The organism is Micromonospora trifolii, from assembly GCF_022229005.1.
In the GTDB taxonomy this organism is placed as follows: Bacteria; Actinomycetota; Actinomycetes; order Mycobacteriales; family Micromonosporaceae; genus Micromonospora; species Micromonospora trifolii.
On sequence record NZ_JAKKFD010000044.1, the window covers coordinates 268,159 to 285,420 of the forward strand.

A 17,262-nucleotide genomic window follows, 5' to 3' on the forward strand; every position below is an offset into this window, starting at 1 on the left:
GAGCATTCAGCGGCCGGCGTGCGGGCACGAGCCGGATCGGTCCAACACGGCCTCGCCGGGCGCCTGTTCCGGGCACGCGAGGTGCGCCGTCAGCAGTTGAACGACTGCGCACCCAACTCCCAGCGGCGCAGGTCGACCGGAAACTGCTCGGCCCGCATCGCCGCGATGTTCTCCCGGAGGTGGCGCTGGTGCAGGGAGTACGCCTGCGGGGTTCGCCCCGCCCCAGTGGCCGAAGACCTCCTCGGCTTCGGTGGTGTGCTGGAACCGGCCCAACTGCCGAAGGTACCCGCTCAGGTTCGCCAGTACGGCGGCCAGGTCGAGTTCGAAAACCAGGGCGTTGGCTCGGACGAGGTCGGGGATGATCCCCACCGACTCCTCGGCCGCCAGCATCGCCGCGCCCATCTGCCCCAGCTCGGCGTGGCGCAGGCTGACCGTGTTCAGGGCGAGCGCCAGCAGCCTGGTGGAGTCGAAGCGCCCACCTCAGGGTGGAGGGACGGGTCAAGGTCGCCGGATGCTCCAGCATGGTGGCAACCCCGCCTAACCGGGCGTCGAGCACCGGGTCAGTCCACGATGTCCGGAAGGGCAGGCCAGCGAGCCCTTAGGTGTTCCCGCATCCCGGCGCTGTGGACCGGGTGATCGAGGTGACCCGGCGCGGTTTCGAGACCTCCTGGTGGTCAGCGAGGGCGCAACCCACCTCAACGATGACCGGATGTCCCGGTCGTCATCGCTACCGTGCTCGGGCGCCGACACCTGGAAGGGGCGCCGTTGCGGCGAGGTCAGGAGTTAGCGCGCAGGTCGGTGTAACCGGACCTGCCGAGTTGATCCATGACCTGTGCAAGGTGGTGCGACGTTGTCCAGGCGCGCCAGCTTGCGGCGTTGCCAGGCCCGCCGGCGCCGTCCGCCCGCGCAGCGATCTGGTGATCTCCCCAGGAAAAGTCTCGTCCTTGTGTAGGCCAATGGTCGGAGGAGACCAGTTCCTTGCACAGGTCGTACATTGCGTGCCTGTTCGCTGCGTCGTGGGGCCGACGATAGATCCACCACACCTCATCGTCGCTGTAGCGGAGACTGGGCATAGGTCGCCACGCCGCTCCGGCCATTCCTGGATGAGCGATGGCGTAGTCCGCGTACTGGATGCCGAGGTCCTGCACGCGTTGCCACAGCTGCAGGTCCCAGCGCCGTAAGGCTGCAGGCATGTGGACCGGAAGGTGCGAGATGCTCGGCGACATGGCGCCGGAGGCGACTGTGATCGATCGCCAAGGGTAGCGCTGAGCCCAGGACACGCATTTGCGCACGACCGGTTCGACGCGGGTCAGGTCGCGTTCGGATCGCACCTCGAACACATCAAGGACCAGGTGACAATGCTCGATGGTCAGGCCGATTGCCGCCCTCCGCTCGTGCTGATTGCTCCGTCGTACGGCAACCCCGCGACACGCAAGCGATTCCACGACACCCTCGAGGAGCCGGTCGACTTCCTTGCCGAGGAGTTTGCGGGTGTCCTCAGCGAGGACGAGACGCACACGCTGCTCGCCCTCCATCCCGAGAATTCCGCCCGGTTCTGGGGCGCGCTGGCGAGTCACAGCGCAATCATTGATCGTCTCCAGCAGGGCGACGTCGTCGTCTTCACCGGCCACAACCGCGTGCAGGCCATTGGCACCCTTGGCTGCCGGCTGCGTAACGAGGCCCTGGCCGACTCGCTCTGGCCACCGAAGCCGGGTGACAGGGGGTGGCTCAACGTCTACACCGTCGTGAACTTCCACCAGGTCAGCGAACTGGAGTACAAGCAGCTACGGGCCTGGGTCGGTTCGAGTGATCAGGACGTCTTCCAATCGGCGCGGGTGTTGACGCCGGAGAAGTCAGCCGCCGTCATCACTGGCCTGGTCGCGCTAGCCGACACCGGTGAGGGGCCCGGCGACGACCGCCCCTTGGCCACCCCGCGGGAATTCGCATCCCACCTGTTCATGGCATGGGACCAACTACGGGGCAACGCGGACAGGTCACAGGTTGGTTGGTATCTCCTCGGTGTTTTCCTTCTGAAGTACGCCTCGGACTCCGTCGACGGTGGGCGTCGAGCACCCCTGCAGGGCTGGCTTCCCGACGGGCCACTGACCAACCTCCCCACGTTCGACGTCCCGGACGTCGCCCGATGGCGCAGACTTGTCAGGCTCCGTAGCGGTATCGGCAGAGAACTCGACCGGGCATTGCAGGCGTTGGAACACGCCAACCCGCGCGCGTTGGATGGCGTATCCCGACAGATCAGTTTTGAGCGAAGTGGCGACCAGCCAGGGTTGCCGGACCACGACCTGAGCCTCCTCCTGCAACATTTCGACCGCTACCGCCTTCGCCCGAATGCTCTCGAGTCGGGGGAAGGCCTGAGAGCCGGGATCGACCAGGTGGTGGAGATGGCGACCGGGTCGACCATCGAAAACGGCTCCCAGTTCTCGACGCCGGACCTGATCAGGCGGCTGATGGTGCAACTCCTGGACCCCGCCGGTGGCATGAGCGTCTACGACCCGGCCGCCGGGACGGGTGGCCTGCTGATCAGGGCCGCCGAGCATATGGTGGCGCGGGGCGCGAGCCCGCACCGGATGATGGTCGCCGGCCAGGAACACTCGGCCCAGGCCTGGCTCCTGTCGAAGATGAACCTGCTGTTGCAAGGCGTTCCCACCGATTCCCTCGCACTCGGGGACACCCTGACTGACCCGCAACACGTCCGGTCCGGAGCTCTCGAACGCTTCGACCGCGTCCTGTCGGACCCGCCATTCGGACAGCACCGGTCCGCCGAGGCGATGCCCTACCCGGAGCGTTTCCGCTGGAGTTCCGGGCGACCGGGTACCCAACGCGCGGAACTGTTGTTCGTACAACACATGTTGTCGGTCCTCAAGGCCGATGGTGTCGCCGCCGTTGTGCTGCCCCGTAACGTGCTGTTCGGGCGCGGTGACGAACAGGCATTCCGCACACGACTGCTCGACGACGACGCCGTCGAAGCGGTCGTCGGGCTGCCGGCGCAGCTCTCCGGCGTCGCGGCGTGTGTGCTCATTCTCCGGGCACCGAACTCGAAGCCGAACGACCGGGCCGGCAAGGTCCTGTTCACCGACGTCACTCCCCCGACCGATGGTCACGTCGGCAGCTCTGATCTGGACACACAGCTCCACCAACTGGTGCAGGATTACCTCTCGTTCGAAAGCCGTCCGAGTTTCGCGCGGGTCGTCGGCCGCGACGAACTACGGGACAACGGTGACGACCTCACTATTGATCGGTACGTGTCGACGGAGTCATTCGACACCGATGCGGTTGGGGAGAAGATTGAGGGGTGGGAGAGCACGCTTCGCGGCCTCGTGCACGACGGCGCGTACGACGAGGCCGCCGTCCTGCTTCGACAAATCGGCGAAGACGATCCCCAGGGACTCGCCCGCCTCGGCACGGAGTTCGGCTTCCTCGACATCGTCGACACTGACCGTGACGTCATCGCCGCGATCTGGCGCCCGACCGCCTCGCGTAATCCCTTCCCGTCGCCAGCGACAGGATCGAACCCGGAGATCGCCACGGAACCGGCGGCGCGGGGGGATTCACCCGACCCACCGGTGCGATCAGATGGCACTCCGCCCGTGCGATCACCTCAGGAATCCGGGGCCGTACTGGAACAAGCCACCGTCGACCTGCTCACCCGACTCTTCCTCATCCAGCCTGACGACCAAGAGGTGCTGGTTACCCGTTTACGCTCGCAGCGACCCGGGCCCCAGTACGGGCACGACATCGAACTGGACTGCACCGTCGCCGGCAGCCCCACCGTCCGGTGCCACGTCGAGTGCAAGAACCTGTCTCGCCCCATCCGACTCAATGACATCGCGGACAAACTGCTCCAAGAGAAGTACAGTACCCGGAGCGAAAAACTGGACCACTGGATCCTCATCTCCCCCCACTCCGGTCCCACCAACGAAGTGCGGAAGATGCTGGACGCGTGGGAACAGCACCAGGAATACCCCTTCTCCGTGCAGATCTGGAGTCCTGAGGACGGCATCCAGGGGCTCTTCGCTCTTGATCCCGAGGTCTACCGGGCCGTCTACGACACCCCGCCGGGACAGCCTCAGCTCGCGATGGCCCAGCGAGCGATGGAGCAGCTCCAGTCCAGGCTGGCACCGCGGCTTCGGCTGGATCGGGTGTGGCATCGCTACCTCAGCGATCCCCAGATGCTCTGCTTCGTCAACGAGGATGCCCGTCACTTCAACGAGCTCTACACGAACCAGGTGCAGCTCCGAGCCACCGACCGGAACGGGTCACTACTCGCGCACAACCTGCTGGACGAGACGGTGGCCTGGCTCGACAACCCCGATTCGACAGAGCCGCTCCTCCTGCTCGCGGACTTCGGCGAGGGCAAAAGCTTCTTCACCTACAGCCTGGCCCGGCAACTGTGCCAGGACTACCTCCGCGAACCGGAGACCGGAGTCGTTCCTCTGCGCATCCCCCTGCGGGAGTTCGCACGAGCAGGCGATAGCCGAAGGTTGTTCCAGCGACGGTTGGCAGAACTCGGTGCCACCGTCGCCGACTGGCGCGAACTGGAACGCCGCGGGCGCACCCTGGTAATCCTCGACGGCTTCGACGAGATGTCCACCGACCTCTCCCCGGCCGCGATCACCCGCAGTCTCAACGACATCCGATCCTGCCTCGATGAGCTCGGCAAGTCCAAGGTCCTGGTGACCTCACGCCACCGGGTCCTCGACGGCGGGCGCGACTGGGATCGGGTCCTGGACCGGCTCCGCGAGCCGAGGGTCCTGCGGATCGCTCCCGGCACCCGGGCCGAACGCGTCCGATACCTCGAACAGTTCGCCACCGACGACAGATCGACCCAGGCTCTCGAGGACCTTCGTAACCTCTACGACCCCATCGGGCTCGCCGCCAAGCCGCTCTTCCTACAGATGATCAAGGAAACTCTGTCGGAACTACCCGCGGACACCTTCAGCGAGCTGACCCTCTACGACACGTACGTCCGCCGAAGCCTTCACCGCAAGATCGAGCTGTTCGACGACGAGGCCTGAGCCAAACCAGCGGAGAACTCGTCGAGAACCTGTTGAAGATCCTGGAAGACATCGCGGTCGAGCTGCAGCAAGCAAACCAGCCCTACATCCACCTGCGCGACTACTCGACGACGTCCGGAAACAGCCTCGCCGCGATGTTGTGGAAGATGCGGGACGACCCATCGCCGGCAGCGCCACCCGACGGTGCCGAAGACGACGCCACCGCTCGCATCGGCGTCCGCGCACTGTTAAAGGCCGTCACCGCTCCCGGAGCCGACCCAGAAAAGTGGCCGGTGGACTTCTTCCACCGGAGCATGCGGGAATACTTCTTCGCCCGCGCCCTAGCCCGCAGACTCGAACGCGAGGACCACGACCAGGCCCGCCGGATCCTCGAACCCACCCTGCTACCGCCGGAGATCACCCACTTCGCGGCGGAGATCCTCCGAACCCACTCCGACAGCACCCCGCTGTCTCGACTGACGAGTTTCACCCGGTCCGCGACCGTCGACCTGGACAACGCCTACCTCGGCGGCAACTCGATCACCTTGCTCTACGCCACCCGAGGGAAATTGCCTGCGTACGACTGGTCGGACCTGCGCCTGGACCATGCCCGACTCGGCGGTGCGGACCTCACCGAGGCGAGGTTCGCCAGAAGCTCCCTGCGTGGCGCGAACCTTGACAACGCGGACCTGACGCGCGTCGATTTCACCGGCGCGGATCTTGAAGGGGTCCGGTTGGAGGAGACTGCCCGGGTTGCGGCGGTCACCACCCTCGGCGACGACAGAATCGTCGCCGCGTACGAGGACGGTACGCTGCGCGGGTGGCGCCCTCGGCCGGGCGGAACCGCCACGAATCACGTCATCGCCTCACTCGATCACCGGGTAGAGCGGCTGCAGTCCACGCCACATCAACGGCTGATCGCCATCGGAGATGGCAGATGCACCATTCTCGACCCTGACGGACAACATGTTCGTGCCAGGGCCAGCTTCATCACCAAATCACGGTTCAGGCCCAGCCTGGCAGGACACCAGTCCGTGCTCTTCTTGGAGGAGACCAGCGGCGGGTGGAACCGTGCCATCTGGGTCGACCCCACCACCACCCACACCCTCGACCACCGCGACGTCGAGGCCGTCGTCAGCTGCTACGCGCAGGCCGACGGACGGGCGTACGCACTCGCCACCGAGAACGGGCAAGAACCCGGATCCGGTACCCACGAGGGCACCACGATCACGGTGAACCTGCCAGACGCCGCCAGCACGCATCGACAGCTGCTCCTGACCGACAACCGCGTGAGCTGTCTCGCTCTCCACCACCGCCAAGGCGGCGGCCTCCTCCTGGCCGTCGGCAGACACGACGGAAGCGTGACGGTCCGGAATGTCCCCGTCAACGATCCCGACGACCCGCCGGCCGTCCTCTGGCACCACGACCTGCACACCGGCACGGTCACCACGATCGCGTTCGCCGACGACGACCGATTGATCACCGGCGGCGCCGACCGCATCGTCTGCGACATACGAACGGGCGCCGCGGGGTTCGGCACCGCAGATCCGCAGATCCAGCGTCTACACCTCACCCTGCGCTGTGAAGGGGTCAAGTTCGACGGTGTGCGGACCCCATACGAGCAGCAGCGGCTCCGCCGATACTCCGCGACCTGACCGTGCGCTCCCCCGTCTGGTGAGAGTTGATGAGGTGTCCCCGCTCGGTGAAGCCGTGGCAACCTAGCCCCGTATTGATGCCCGATGTCGACCTGTCTTCGCGTATCACGGCCCGCATCAACCGGCGGTCATACGGGCGGGCGCTTACCCGCTACCGTAAGCCCATCGGGGATCATCGCTGGGAGGGTTGGTGCGGCCAAGTCGACGTCCACCCATTGCTCTTCAGCTGTCGCTGCTCATCATCGCCGTTCTGCTGGAGATCGCGGCGAACTTCTTCGCCAATGCCGACACCTCACCACTGACCGCCGGGATCCGTCAGGTCGCCGGTCCGGCGCTGATCATCCTGCTGGTGGTGCTGATCGTCGGGAACGGCCTGGTGCTGTGGTGGCAAACACCCCGTAGTTCGCGGCCGGTGTGGCGGTCGGATCGGAGCCCTTATCCCGGGCTGTCTGCCTTTACCGAGCAGGACGCGTCGGTGTTCTTCGGTCGGGAGGAGCAGATCGCTGAGCTGGTGCGACACCTGCATGAACTCGGCCTGGACGGGTCCGACCGGTTTGTCTGCGTCACCGGGGCCTCCGGCAGCGGCAAGTCCTCGCTGGTGCATGCTGGCATGGTTCCCCGACTGCGAGTGGGACGGTGGCAGGTGTTGCCAGCGGTCACGCCGGCAGGTGAACCGCTCGGTGTCCTCGCGGACCTTGCCGTCACACTGGGCGCAGCCGACCGGGCCTCCGCGCTGCGGGAAGCGCGGTCCCGCCCGGACAGCCTCGCCCGCCATCTGACCGCCTGGCGGGCTCGCGAGGGCTATCGGCACAGGCGCGTCCTGCTGGTCCTCGACCAGCTCGAGGAACTGGTAACCCTGTCGAGCCCTACTGAACAGGCGACGTTCCTGGAGCAGATCGCGACGGCGCTCGACGCCGACCGGAGGCTCTGGGTTGTCGCGACGCTCCGCGTCGAGTTCCTCGCCGATCTCCTCGCCGGACCCCGCCCGGAGCTCTTCGCTAGCCCGGTCGCGCTCGGGAACATGCGGCCGGCGGACCTCGTCACAGTCGTGGAGCAACCCGCCCAGCTCGCCGGAATGCGCTTCGAAGACGGACTCGTCGACCAGATCGTCGCGGACACTGCTACACCGGACGCGTTGCCACTGCTCGCGTACCTGCTTCAGGAGCTGCACCGGGCTGCCAGGCCGGGGCAGACAGCTACCCGCCAGGCGTACCAAGCGCTCGGCGGCGTCGCCGGGGCGCTGGGCCGCCAAGCCGACAGTGTCATGGCGGAGGTACGCCACGAGAGCAGCACCGAGAACGTCCTGGACACCCTGCTCCGGCTGGTAGCGATGGAGGGTGCCGAACCGACTCGACGCCGGGTGCCGCTGCGGGACCTGTCCGACAGTCAGCGTCGGGTGATCGGCGTCTTCACCGATTCTCGGCTGCTGACCACCGACGTGATCGACGGTGAGTCGTACGCGCAGGTCGCGCACGAGGCGTTGTTCCGCCGGTGGGCGCCGCTGCGCCAGCAAGTGGAAGCGCGGGCGGAGCATCTGCGGCGGCGTACCGAGCTGGAACGGTGGGCCGCGGACTGGGTCCACGCAGGACGCAGCGCCGACTACCTGCTCACCGGGGAACGGCTTTCGTTGGCCGGACACTGGCTGGAAGCGATGAAATCGGCTGGCCAGGACAGCCCAGCCGCACACGCCCTGGTAAACGCCTCCCGCAGCCGTGACACCGCATTCCTGCACCGAGTGTCGGAGACGATCGGCCAGTTCGCGCTCGGCAACGTCGACCGGTACCCGGAACTCGCGGTACTGCTGACCTCCGCCGCCCTGCAGGAGTGCCCGCCGACGCCGGTCGCCCGCCGGGCCCTGATGGCCGCGTTGGCGTTCAGCCACACCGAGGCGGTACTCGCCGGACACACCGACGCCGTCCGCGGAGTCGCCTGGTCACCCGACGGCGCGCATCTAGCCACCGCGTCCCGAGACGGCACCGCGCGAATCTGGCACGCCGACACCGGCACCGTCGTCCGGGTGCTCCGCGGGCACACCGGCATGGTGGACGCCGTCGACTGGTCCCCCGACGCCACCCGGCTCGCCACCGCCTCCCGGGACGGCACCGTCCGGGTGTGGGACGCGGCAACGGCGGAAACGGTCGCGGTGTTGCCCTGCACAGACGTCGCACGCGGTGTTACCTGGTCACCAGACGGTTCCCGCCTCGCCGGGTCGAGCCGGGACCGAACGGTCCAGGTTTGGGACAGCGCGACCTGGACGCTTGCCGCCCATCTGGTTGGCCACGAAGGGGACGTATGGGGCCTGCGGTTCTCCCCCGACTCCCGCCGGCTGGCCTCCGCCTCCCACGACCGGTCCGTCATCGTCTGGGACCTCACCACAGGTCAAGCGGAGCAGAGACTGACGGGGCACGGGGACTTCGTCGAGGCCGTCGCCTGGTCACCCGACGGCAGCCAACTCGTCACCGGGTCCGGCGATCAGACCGTGCGAATCTGGGATCGGGCGACCGGTGAACCTCGACATGTCATCGGCGGTCAGGGTTCCCCCGTGTGGTCGGTCGCCTGGTCTCCCGATGGCCGCACCGTCGTATTTGCCAGCGGCGACGGCAGCATCCGCGCCTGGGACGTCCGCCGACTGCGTGAGGTAGCCGAGCTACGCGGGCACTCCCAGGTCGCCTGGTCTGTCGCGCTGTCCCCGGACGGGCATCGGGTTCTCAGCGGTTCCGGTGACGGCACCGCCCGGGTGTGGGCGATCCAGCCGCGCGGCGCCGAACAAAGGCTCCTCGCCGGACACGACGGACCGGTCACCGCTCTCGCGCTGGACCGGACGGCGAGGATCGTCACCGGCGGCGCCGACGGAACCGTACGAATTTGGCAGCCGGACGGCGCGGCCGCCGTCACGACATGGCCAGAGCCGGTCGCAGCGCTCGCCTGTTCACCGGAAGCCGACGTGATCGCCGTGGCCCTGCGCGACGGCTCAGCCCACATGATCGGTGCCAACGGCGACGTGCATTTCGGGGCCGAGGTCGAGTCGCTGGCCTGGTCACCGGACGGGTCCCGGTTGGCAGCAGGATGCAAAGACAATTCGGTACGGGTGTGGGACGTCCGCACCGGCAGTTCCGCTGGCGTCCTACGCGGGCACGCCGACTGGGTGGGTGCGCTCGCCTGGTCGCCGAGCGGCCGATACCTTGCCTCGGGCTCCGACGACCGGACCGTCCGGGTCTGGGATATCGAACACCCCGGCGACAGTACCGTTCACTCCGGGCATCAGAACTACGTCGACGGGATCAGCTGGGCGTCCGACGAGCGTCGGCTCGCCACCTGCTCCGCCGATTGGACCGTCCGCGTCTGGAACCTTACCGGCGCCGACCAGCCACAGGTACTGACCGGCCACGAGAAGCGCGTTCGCGCAGTGGCATGGGCTCCCGACAGCCAGCGCCTCGCGTCCTGCTCAGATGATCGCACCGTACGGATTTGGGACAGCGCGAACGACGACCAGGACGAGGTGATCGGCGTCCACCGCGACGGCGCGACCAGCCTGGCGTGGTTGCCCGACGGGCGGCAAGTCGTAACGGGTTCAACGGACGGCAGTGCCCGCGTCTGGGCGGACTCCGTCGACCTGGCCGAGCTGACCGCAGTAGCGCGCTCACGGGTGTTCCGAGCACTCAGCCACGACGAGAGGCAGGCGCACCTACTGCCCGGCGATGCGGACTCATAGCGTCTGCTCGACCTCGCGGGTCTCCTCGCCCACCAGGTAATCGTCCGGATCCAAGCCGAGCGACTTACGGCGCTCCGAGGCCCAGTAGGCCGCGTTGGCCTCCTCGAACGACTCAGGGCCCTCGTGCGAAATCACCCAGACGTGCTGATTCCGCGCCCGATCCTTCCACGACCCATGGATCTCGAAACCGAGATCACGGCGCAGCGGGACGACCAAACGCTGCCACCTGTCCACCCACTCATCCAGCAGCCCCGCCCGGATCGTGTAAATACGGATGTGCACCGACCGTGCCATACCTGTCACCTCATCCGTGGCGCAACCCAGGGCGCCATCGACCCTAACCGAAGCAATGGACCCACGCCGGCCACACAGTCCAGCACCGAACGAGACCTCTGGCTCACCCCCTGGCCCTTATGCATCCCGGCGCCCATGCGTTTCGAGATGAAGGGCGACGACGAGCGGGCCGGCCAGGGAGATGAACGCGTAGAAGATCGCACCGAACAGTGGGCTGGGCCTGGTGCGGGGGTGTGAAGTCCTCGTAGCAGGCAAGGGTGAACGCGACTGTGGCGAGGGCACCGAGGGTGAGGCCTCCACAACGGGATCCACGATGGACCGTATGCACCTAGAGTTCACACCGGACAGGCATCCACGCTGGTACGCCTACTGGCGCGAGCAGTACGAGCATCTCTGGCGCACCTCCCGTCTGTGACGGGCACCGTGCCCGATCCGTCGATGCGTGTCCATCTCGTCTCGCTATGAGTTCTGTCAGGGGGCCTACCCGGATCGGCACATACCCTCGGTACCGATGGATCGAGGAGCCCGCGGGCTCACTGGCGCTTGCCAACCGCGCGAGGGCCGATAGGGTTCGTTTGGTCATCATGGGTCGTCCTCCGGCGCCGCGGCCCGGGTGCGGTCCCGTCCAACGTCCCAGGCGGGAAAACATGGGGTTCTGGCACACGGGGTACATGGAGTTCCACGAGCTTCCCCATATCGTGCCAGAGCTCGGGCCGCCACCGTCTCCCACGTTCCCGTGCCCCAAGTGCGGCGTCGTATTCATGTCGGACGAGGACCTGCGCGTTCACCAATTCGGCGGGCATCACACACTTCAACCGATGCTCGTCTTCCGGGGACGTGAATGCGGCCGAAGCCGACTCACGATCTCCAGAGAGACAACTGCGTTCGACTGGGTGTTCCGGAATACCATGGCGATCAGCGTGAATGGCCACGACTTCTCTGCCGACACCGCGTCGGCTTATCTGGGCGAGCAGCGCAGCGGTGTACACGACATCGCGTTGGTCAACGGCGAAGCGCGGCAGGAGTTCCAGCTCGCCTTCGCATTGGCCGACGAGGAAGACCTACACAGCGTCGACGTAGCGCTGCGGCAGCTCGTGGACAGCGGGGAACTCTCCCACACTTCGATCGATCACTTCATCATGCGGGGCAAACACCTCCCGACCGCCCGCTCCTATCTGTCGGGACTGGCGAACTACCTGTACGGGGTGCTGGCGCGCGAGGGTTCGGCGGATTCCGAGCTGGCAGATCGCCAGGGCCAGCGGGGATACGAGGGTCGGTACAACCAGGCTGTCACTACGCTCGGCGATTTCGACCGCCACCCCGCCGAGGCGATCTGTGGGATCGTAGCGTTCCATTACAGCCAGTTCCCGAGAGCCGCCGCCAGAACAAGGAGCCGGCGGGTGGCCGCAGTTTCCCTACGATTCCGCGAGATCCTCGAAGGTGGAGAGCCATCAACCCGACATGATCTCACGGCCGAGGCGCACACGAGCTGGGATCACGTGCTCAGCGACACGGTCATCGAACGCGTCCTGGCGTGGAGCGCGCTGTTACTCGACGGCAGCGCGGGCGAGACCGTCGAGGAGTTCGGGTCGGTGATCAACGCCCAGCGCCCCCACGACGCTTTCAAACTCCGCTTGGTCGCTGCGGAACACTACCTCGCAGTCGGCGACTACACCGCGGCGATCCGTAACGCCGACTTCCTGCGTCACGGACGCAGCACCGAGCTCTGGTATGAGAACTTCCGCAAGCGAGTCCAAGGAGCGTTGCCCCAGTGAACACCGACCCGAACGGTGCCGGCCGCGACAGGCCAGCCGTGGGCCCGGCGGACGAAGCCGCCACCGCGCCAGAGCTGGGAGCGACCTCCGCACCAACGGCTGACGCCGCCAGCACTTCGTCATCACCCGGGCAGGCCGAGCAGCTGCCAGGGGTGGGGGCGGGCGAACCCGAGCCGCCAGAGGGAGCACCGGGGGCCGGTGCCAAGGCCCCGACAAGGACCGTAAAGAAGACCGCGAGTGCGTCCAAGCCCGCCAATCTCCGGGAGCTGATCGAGCGCGTTTACCGCGATCCTGCTGGCCGGCCTGTGCGCATGTCGAGAACCGGGCTGTCGGCGTTGGTAGTCACGTCCGGTGCTGATGCGCTGAGCCCGCAATGGCTGTCAGATCTGGCGAGGAAGGACCCGTTGCTGAGGGTGCCGCCCCGACTCCTGGCCTGGGCGGCGACCTTGAAACCCAGCGATCCCGTTCAGCAGGCCCTCATCGAGCTAACCCACAGGGTTCTGGCGATTCATCCGATCTACCGCCACTATGTTGCCAACCCGACCGGCACGGACCCTGACCAGCCGCCCTTCGCCTCAAGCGCGAAGGTGGCGGATGCGGCCAAGAAGGTCACGTCCGAAAGCCTCGACGTTGATCCCAGCGCCTACCGGGATGCCCAACGCGGACTACTGAGGGACAACGCAGTCATCTCGTTTGCCTTGCTGTGGGTGCTGCGGGGCCAATGGACGTCCGCCCAGTTCATCGCCGAGATGACCGACGCCGTGTGGAGCCGGCCGACCACCGAGGCCGTATCGAACGCGGACATCGCAGTCGCTCTGGTCACTGCCGGTGAAAGACAGGCGCTCAACCATCTGGTCGGACACTTCCTGCGCGAACTGCGGAAGCTGAGCGCCCAGCTCAACCAGGCCGGAAATGAGACCAGCGCCGAGCGGCAACGAGCGCAGCGCTCGGAGTCCGAGAACCTTGCTCTTCGCGAAGCCATTGCGTCGGAGCGGTCACACAGTGAAAGTTTGGCCGAGCAGGTCACCGCTCTGACGGCCGAGATCGAGGCCGAACGCAAGAGCCGTTTCGTCGACACGAGCCACATGGTTGACGACTACGAAATTCTGCGGACCCAGGTGATCCGGAGGCTGGGCAGCCAAGTCGAACTCCTCGGCGATGGCCTTCATGCCCTGCGGAGCGGCAGCACTCCGGTGGCCGAAGAGTTCGTCGACCGCGCCTTGACAGCGATTCAGCAGGAAATCGGCAGGCTGAAGGAACTCGGAGGAGCACGGTGATCGTCGGCTTCGACTTCGGGACCACCAACAGCCTGGTATCGGTGGTCGTCGGCGACCGTGTCATCGACGTGCTCGACCAGGAAGGTCTACCCCACCCCTCCGTCGTCCGCTACGAAGGCGAGGAGGTCATCGTCGGGCGGGAGGCCCGGCACGCCCTCGAAGAGGCAGGCGTCGGCGTCTACGGCAATACGGTCAAATCGCCGAAGTTCCTGCTCGGCCAGGAGGTCGTCACCGTCGGCGGCGTGGAACGCAACCCGATCGACATCGTCGCCGACGTCATCCGTTTCGTGCGGAGCGAGTCGCTCCGGAGCGCGCAGCGGCGGGCACTCGGACAGCTCGACCGCGCGGTCGTCACAATTCCCGTCAATATGAGTGGCCGCCGCCGCGCTGCTCTGCGGGAAGCATTCGCTCGAACCGGCATCAGCATCGCCCAGTTCGTCCACGAGCCGTTGGCGGCGCTCTACGGGCACCTGCGCGGCTCCGCCGACGCGGCGGCGTTGACGAGGAGCCTGATGAGGCGCAACGTGCTCGTCGTGGACTGGGGTGGCGGCACCCTCGACCTCACCCTGTGCCGGCTCCAACCGGGTCGCATTCTCCAACTTCGCAACGGCGGCACCGACGAGGTCGGTGGCGACAGATTCGACCTGGTCATCCGCGAGGAGGTCGTCAAACGCTTCTCGCTCCAGAGCGGAATCGCCGACAGCGATCACCCATCGTCCGAGGCCAGGCGCAGGCTGCTACAGGACGCCGAACGCAACAAGATCGCACTTTCCGAGCGCACGAACGTCACGTTCTACCGGCCGGGTTACTTCCCTGAGTCCGGGAAGACCCTTGAGTATCCGCTAGGCCGCCAGGAACTCGAGGAGATCACCCGGCCCCTCGTGGTCGGCGGGATACGCCACATCGAGTCGCTCCTGGACAGTGTGAACATGTCGCCTGCGCAGGTGTCACTGTGCCTGGTCGCCGGCGGCATGGCCGCCATGCCCAGTGTCCGCGGCCGACTCCACGAGCTGTTCGGGCCAGAGAAGGTCGTCGTACCCAGCAACAGCGCCACGCTCATCTCGCAGGGGGCCGCGTGGATCGCGAAGGACACTCAGCGGCTGGTCCTAGCCAAACCGCTCGAGCTGGAGATGGCACGAGGCTCGCGCCTCCCGCTGTTGTACGGCGGCACTGAGATGCCCGGCGACGGCGAGGTCCGGAGCGTGCGGATCCACCTGTACTGCACGGACCCGTCCGACGGCGTCGTCAAGCTGCCCATCGAGGTGCCGACGGCGCTGTCCGACCATCCGCAGGCCAGCGACCCTCGGACCACCCTGGGTGTGGTCACCGTTCAGGTCGACGACAAGGCGCCACCGCTGGTCGAGAGACTCGAACTCGACGTCAGGGTCGACGACGACCTGATTCTTGAGGTGACGGCCACGTCGAGTCAGAAGAAGGACCGGCGAAGCGCACAGTTCCATGACCTGGAGTTCGGGATCGGGCTTCCAGAATCGTCGACCGCCGAGGAACCACTCCCGAAGCCGAAGCCGCGCACACCCTCACAGCGCGTCAGCGGTGTGGGCATGCGTGCCAACAGCGCGGTCGAAAAGGACCAGTCACTCGTGCCCGGTGATGTCCTGTACAAGCACAACCCGCGGGCATTTGCGAGGCTCCGTGGGACTGACCAGGCAACCCAGGAACAGTTGCTCGAGCATCTGTACTACCAGCCCTGCGCGGTCTGCAAGCGTCCCTGGGGCCACTTGGCCTGTGGATGCGGCTCGACCTCACGTCGGTCAACCGGCAAGACCGGTCGCCCTGCACGGCGATAACGGGAACTATGCGACGACACCAAGGGCCGCGTGCAGCATCAGGCGGCCGGACGTCCCCACGTCTGCTCTTCGATTTGGGGCTGGGCCGTCGGAAGCAACGTCAGTCGACCTCGGGGTTGGGCTCCCGCCAAGGTCCCGCACCAGCGGCTCCCGGCCTGCCAGCGTGTCGCCCTGCCCAAGGGCGGCTGCTGCCGCGTCGGCCGCGGCGGCAGGGCGTCGAGCCGCAGCCACCGCGGTTGGTACAAGATCGGCAGGAAGTCCAGCTGGGTCACCGGGCGTCAGCTCCGCAGCACGATTGATCTTCTGCTCTGCCCCCCGGTGACTCTGGGCTGGGGCCACCCGCAACAGGACGGGGAACGCCCGCGCCTCGGCAAGCGGACGCTGTGAACACCTGGGTGGCGGTCAGGTCGTTGAGCTGGAAGTGCACGGCAGCCCCGGCAGGATCGCCGGTGGTGCCGCCGGGTCGGGCGCGCCGCCTCTGACGAGGAACTCTGCTCGGCGATAGCTCCCAGACTCTCCGACGAGATCGCGTGTCCGGTCCAGGTGGGCGGCCCGGACACGTCGACCGAGGTGGTGGAGCACTAATTGGGCCCTCCGAGCCCAGCCCGGCGACCGCACGATGCTCTCAGTCAGTGACTCTCCGGCGCTGGTACCCGTGGCCGTCCGGCGCGGACAGCACGCCTTCGATGGGTGTCGCGCCCCTCGGCTAGGTTCTCTCCGAAGGTGTTAAGGGGAGGCGGATTTTGGCCGTGGAGGATGGATCGCCCAAGGCGTGGTTGATGCTGGCTGTCGGCACGGACCGACAGCACGGCGGCAATGACGGGTACGACGACGACCCGGACGTTCACTACAGCTGGGACGACACCGTTGCGAACGCCCGGACCGTGGCTGTCGGTGATCGGATCGTCCTGTGGGACAAGGACGCGGTCATCGGTGCCTCCCTGATTGAAGAGATCGAGACCGGCCACGCGGAGAAGATCCTCTATCGGTGCCCTCAGTGCAACAAGGCGGACATCAAGAGACGCAAGCGCGAATCACCGCAGTTCAGGTGCTATCCGTGCTCGGACACCTTCGACGTTGCTGCCACCCGGGTGGAACGCGTGGAGACTTTCAGGTCCCGTCACGACGCCAACTGGATCGACCTGGGGCGCTGCCTGGACGGACAGACCCTGCGAGGCCTCTGCGTCTCTCCGAAGTCCCAGCTCAGCATGCGTCTACTGCGGTGGGACGCCTTTGCTGACGCACTGGGTAGTGCCGGCAGTGGGCGGAGCGCTGTGTTCCTTGAGGAGGCGAGCCGTTGGGCCCAGTCGCGCCCGGGCGGGCACCGGCATGCGCGGGTGCGCGTCCGTGTGGGTCAGCGTGGGTTCAGGGAACGCCTGCTCGCGACCCTGGGGCCGGTGTGCGCCTTCACCGGGCCCGGTCCCGTCGCGGTGCTGGAAGCGGCGCACCTGTACAGCTATGCAGCAGTCGGCCAGCACCATGACGACGGCGGGTTGCTCCTGAGACGGGATGTTCACCGGCTCTTTGATCAGGGGGACATCGCGGTGGACCCGCGCACCCTGACGATCAGTCTGCGGAACGAACTGGCCAGGTACCCGGGCTACGCACCGTTGCAGGGGCAGCCGCTCGCCACGAAGTTGGATCGCGGACATGTCGGCTGGATAGAGAAGCACTGGAGGCAACACCGCTCCGATCCTCTCTGAGCCCCTGCAGGGCGGACGGAGAGGAC

General features: G+C 66.8%; 10 protein-coding genes. 7 read left to right on the forward strand and 3 right to left on the reverse strand.

The annotated features are described in order from the left end of the window. Positions 1-6 precede the first annotated feature (6 nt). Together NIE79_RS25965 and NIE79_RS25970 are read right to left on the reverse strand one after the other, a co-directional pair. Entirely contained in the window at positions 7-402 is a 396-nt protein-coding gene (locus NIE79_RS25965) for a hypothetical protein (protein WP_238681044.1), read from the reverse strand. A 374-nt stretch (positions 403-776) separates the two neighbouring features. Next, positions 777-1,340, reverse strand: coding sequence for a beta family protein (locus NIE79_RS25970; RefSeq protein WP_238681045.1), 564 nt, complete (start codon positions 1,338-1,340; stop codon positions 777-779). An 18-nt stretch (positions 1,341-1,358) separates the two neighbouring features. On the opposite strand from NIE79_RS25970, the gene NIE79_RS25975 reads away from it, so the two are divergent. The 3 genes from NIE79_RS25975 to NIE79_RS25985 all read left to right on the forward strand — a co-directional run bounded on the left by NIE79_RS25975 (position 1,359) and on the right by NIE79_RS25985 (position 10,379). Further along, complete coding sequence (locus tag NIE79_RS25975) at positions 1,359-5,033, forward strand: N-6 DNA methylase (RefSeq protein ID WP_238681046.1); 3,675 nt, start codon at positions 1,359-1,361, stop codon at positions 5,031-5,033. A gap of 32 nt (positions 5,034-5,065) precedes the next feature. Continuing rightward, positions 5,066-6,667 (forward strand): pentapeptide repeat-containing protein, encoded by a 1,602-nt coding sequence (locus tag NIE79_RS25980; protein WP_238681047.1) that lies wholly within the window; start codon positions 5,066-5,068, stop codon positions 6,665-6,667. A gap of 190 nt (positions 6,668-6,857) precedes the next feature. Next, positions 6,858-10,379 carry a WD40 repeat domain-containing protein gene (locus NIE79_RS25985; protein WP_238681048.1) on the forward strand — a complete coding sequence of 1,174 codons (3,522 nt, stop codon included), beginning with the start codon at positions 6,858-6,860 and terminating at the stop codon, positions 10,377-10,379. Here NIE79_RS25985 and NIE79_RS25990 read toward each other — a convergent pair. Further along, a complete protein-coding gene (locus NIE79_RS25990) occupies positions 10,374-10,673 on the reverse strand; it encodes an NIPSNAP family containing protein (protein ID WP_238681049.1) in 300 nt (99 codons plus the stop codon). The two genes, NIE79_RS25985 and NIE79_RS25990, sit on opposite strands and share 6 nt — an antisense overlap. Before the next feature lie 761 nt (positions 10,674-11,434). Between NIE79_RS25990 and NIE79_RS25995 the strand changes: the two genes are divergently transcribed. The 4 genes from NIE79_RS25995 to NIE79_RS34095 all read left to right on the forward strand — a co-directional run bounded on the left by NIE79_RS25995 (position 11,435) and on the right by NIE79_RS34095 (position 17,236). After that, positions 11,435-12,448, forward strand: coding sequence for a hypothetical protein (locus NIE79_RS25995; RefSeq protein ID WP_238681050.1), 1,014 nt, complete (start codon positions 11,435-11,437; stop codon positions 12,446-12,448). Further along, complete coding sequence (locus NIE79_RS26000; protein ID WP_238681051.1) at positions 12,445-13,725, forward strand: hypothetical protein; 1,281 nt, start codon at positions 12,445-12,447, stop codon at positions 13,723-13,725. The genes NIE79_RS25995 and NIE79_RS26000 overlap by 4 nt, the downstream gene beginning before the upstream one ends. After that, positions 13,722-15,533 carry an Hsp70 family protein gene (locus NIE79_RS26005; protein ID WP_238681052.1) on the forward strand — a complete coding sequence of 604 codons (1,812 nt, stop codon included), beginning with the start codon at positions 13,722-13,724 and terminating at the stop codon, positions 15,531-15,533. Before NIE79_RS26000 ends, NIE79_RS26005 begins: the two co-directional genes overlap by 4 nt. A gap of 749 nt (positions 15,534-16,282) precedes the next feature. Continuing rightward, a complete protein-coding gene (locus NIE79_RS34095; protein ID WP_238681053.1) occupies positions 16,283-17,236 on the forward strand; it encodes an HNH endonuclease signature motif containing protein in 954 nt (317 codons plus the stop codon). Positions 17,237-17,262: the final 26 nt, after the last annotated feature.

Excerpts from the sequence above, each read along its gene's own strand:
- NIE79_RS25965 (WP_238681044.1), bottom strand. The coding sequence starts at position 402 with ATGGGCGCGGCGATGCTGGCGGCCGAGGAGTCGGTGGGGATCATCCCC.
- NIE79_RS25975 (WP_238681046.1), top strand. The coding sequence starts at position 1,359 with ATGCTCGATGGTCAGGCCGATTGCCGCCCTCCGCTCGTGCTGATTGCT.
- NIE79_RS25990 (WP_238681049.1), bottom strand. The coding sequence starts at position 10,673 with ATGGCACGGTCGGTGCACATCCGTATTTACACGATCCGGGCGGGGCTG.
- NIE79_RS25995 (WP_238681050.1), top strand. The coding sequence starts at position 11,435 with ATGTCGGACGAGGACCTGCGCGTTCACCAATTCGGCGGGCATCACACA.